The following is a 2,839-nucleotide window of genomic DNA, read 5'->3' on the forward strand; positions in this document are numbered from 1 at the left end:
CGGCGACCATCGCCGCCGGGCGTCCGGGCCAGCGCATCGTCGTGGTCGGCGGAGGCTTCACCGGCGTCGAGACCGCCGCCGAGGTCGCGGAGCGCCGCCCGACGGCGCGCGTCACGCTCGTGACCTCGGGCCCTCTCGTGCCGGCGATGCGCCCGCGCGCGCGGCGCGGCATCCGGAGCCGGCTGACGAGGCTCGGCGTGACCGTCGAGGAGCGGGATCGCGTCGAGGCCGTGGACGAGGCCGTGCTGCGCTTCGCCGACGGCACCTCGCTCCCGTTCGACGTCTGCCTCTGGACGGCGTCGTTCTCGGTCCCCGACCTCGCGGCGACGAGCGGACTCGCGTGCGACACGATCGGGCGCCTGCGCGTGGACGAGCACCTTCGCTCGATCGACGCGCCCGACGTCCTCGGCGCGGGCGACGCCGTGCGGCTCCCCGACTCCGTCGGCGGGCACCTGCGCATGGGGTGCGCGGTCGCACTGCCCCTCGGCGGGGCCGCGGCCCTTACGCTGGTAGCCGAGCTGCGCGGGGAGCCGTTGCCCGTCGCGTCGGTCGGCTTCCTCGTCCAGTGCCTCAGTCTCGGGAGACGCGACGGCTACGTCCAGGTGGTCCGCGCCGACGACACCGCGACCGCCCTCGCCCTCACCGGCAGGCTCGGAGCGAGGTTCAAGGAGGCGATCTGCAGGATGACCGTCGACGCGACGAAGAAGGAGCGCGACCGACCGGGCGCTTACTGGGGGCCGAAGGGCCCGAAGGGTCCGGCGATCTCGCCGCAGCGCGAGCCGGTGCACCGGTGAGCGCGTCTCGGCCCACGCCCGACGAGCGCCGCCACCTCTTCGGCGTCGCCTACCGCATCCTCGGCTCGGTGCACGACGCCGAGGATGCCGTCCAGGAGGGCATCGCCCGGTGGTGGGCGCTCACCGACGACCAGCGGCCGCTCGTGCGCGAGCCGATCGCGTGGCTGACGCGCGTGGTCTCGCGGATCTGCCTCGACGAGCTGGCGTCGGCGCGGTCGCGGCGCGAGACGTACACGGGCATGTGGCTGCCCGAGCCGATCCTGGGGAGCCTGCCCGCATCGGCCGCGCCGCGCGACGGCCGCGATCCGGCCGACGCGGTGACGCTCGACGAGCAGGTCTCCATCGCGCTCCTGGTCGCCATGGAGACGCTCACCCCCGGCGAGCGCGTGAGCCTCATCCTACACGACGTGTTCGGGATGCCGTTCGACGAGGTCGGCGCGGTCGTCGGGCGGTCCGCGGCGTCGTGCCGGCAGCTCGCGTCGACCGCCCGCCGCAAGGTCCGCGATACCGAGGCGGCGGGTGCCGCGGAACGTGGTCGAGACGAGGTCGTGGCCGCGTTCCTCGCCGCCTGCGCCGGCGGCGACCTCGATGCGCTCGTCCGGCTGCTCGACCCCGCGGTCGTCTCCCGCGCGGACGGCGGCGGGCACGTGCGGACGGCGCGCAAGGAGATCGTCGGCGCCGAGACCGTCGCCCGCTACCTGCTGAACGTCGTCGGCAAGCAGGAGCAGCGGACCACGCGCCTCGTCGCATCGATCGAGCCGGTCAACGGGCGCACCGGCATCGTCGCCCGCGACGAGGGCCGGGTGATCGGCGTGTTCGACCTCGAGATCGTCGGCGGCCGCATCACGCAGATCGCGATCCTCGTCAACCCCGAGAAGCTCCGCGAGCGGCTCGGCTGAGCGGGTGCGCCCGGCATCCGCCCGCGAGCGCGCGGCGTGCGGCGGATGCCGGTGCGGTCGACCGGTCCGCCGGCCAGCCGGCACGAACGTCGCAGAGTCGCGCGTACTTCGCAGGTTTCCGCCCCGATCCTCCGAAGTTCGTGCGATTCTGCGAACCTCGTACGGGGGAGGCGCGCCGCCGCCGGCGCGCGCCGGATTCAGAGCGGTGCAAGGGGCGCACAAGCGGCGCGTGACACCGTGGCATCCGACCGTCGACCGAACCCAGGAGAACCGATGTCCCGTCTGCACCTGCCCGCGCCGCTGCCGCTCCTCGCGCCGCTGCGCGAGCCCGTTCCCGACCGGTGCGCGATCACGTACCTGCCGCGCCACCGCCTGCGCATCACGATCGACCACGAGCCGCTCGCCGGGATCACGCCCGAGATGCTGCTGTGGTGGTTCCAGCACATCGGCGGCACCATGACGTACCTCGGCGACACCGTGACGCGGTATCGGGCGTGGCATCCGTTCGATCACATCCACTGGGAGCTCGACCGCGAGGCGCCGGGAGGCGGGGTGGGCGAGGGCGCCCGCTTCCGCATCGTCGAGGCGCTCGGCCGCGACGAGCGGTACTACATCGACACCGTCGACACGGTCGAGAAGCTCGACGCCACCGGCATCCGGCTGGTGCTGCGGGTGCTCGGCGCGCAGGTGTTCCAGCTCGAGCACACGTGGTCGCGCGCGGCCGACGCGACCCACTACACGAGCGTCATGGATGTCGGCGGCCGCGCGGCCTGGACCGCGCCGATCAACCGCCACCTGCGGCGGCGCGTGTTCGTGCCCGGGATGGAGCGGGCCTGGATCACCCACAACGTCGAGGAGGTCGGTCTGCTGGAGCACATCCTGCCGCCGCTGTACGCCCAGCACGTCTCGTCGGACTGAGCGGACCGCGCTCAGAGGACGTTCGCGATCCAGACGCCGACGACGACGGCGATGCCGATGCCCACCCAGATCCAGGTTGCGCCGCCGGCGACCATGCGGAGGCGACGGCCGGCCGGTGCGACGTCCGCGGGGACGATCCCGGTGGCAGCCGGCGGCGGTGACGCCTCGGGACGGTTGTCGCGCCACCGCTCCCACTGCGCGATCTTGTCGCCGAGGGCGTTCGCGGCG

3 protein-coding genes and 1 pseudogene are annotated in these 2,839 nt (G+C 73.9%); 3 read left to right on the forward strand and 1 reads right to left on the reverse strand.

All coding sequences use genetic code 11. The annotated features are described in order from the left end of the window. From WML84_RS14500 to WML84_RS14510, 3 genes are all read left to right on the forward strand, one after another. The coding region (locus tag WML84_RS14500; protein ID WP_347346846.1) for an FAD-dependent oxidoreductase at nucleotides 1-794 on the forward strand (794 nt) is incomplete at its 5' end. Beyond that, nucleotides 791-1,693 (forward strand): RNA polymerase sigma factor SigJ, encoded by a 903-nt coding sequence (gene sigJ / locus WML84_RS14505; protein WP_347346847.1) that lies wholly within the window; start codon nucleotides 791-793, stop codon nucleotides 1,691-1,693. The genes WML84_RS14500 and sigJ, both read left to right, overlap by 4 nt. Nucleotides 1,694-1,966: 273 nt before the next feature. After that, nucleotides 1,967-2,611 (forward strand): hypothetical protein, encoded by a 645-nt coding sequence (locus tag WML84_RS14510; protein ID WP_347346848.1) that lies wholly within the window; start codon nucleotides 1,967-1,969, stop codon nucleotides 2,609-2,611. Between the two features lie 11 nt (nucleotides 2,612-2,622). Here the strand turns inward: WML84_RS14510 and WML84_RS14515 are convergent. Next, nucleotides 2,623-2,839, reverse strand: a pseudogene (locus tag WML84_RS14515) (hypothetical protein); the annotation flags it as partial.

It is taken from the genome of Microbacterium sp., from assembly GCF_039812165.1.
Classification (GTDB): Bacteria; Actinomycetota; Actinomycetes; order Actinomycetales; family Microbacteriaceae; genus Microbacterium.

Bases quoted from the DNA above. Each gene is read 5' to 3' on its own strand.
- WML84_RS14510 (WP_347346848.1), top strand. From the start codon at position 1,967: ATGTCCCGTCTGCACCTGCCCGCGCCGCTGCCGCTCCTCGCGCCGCTG.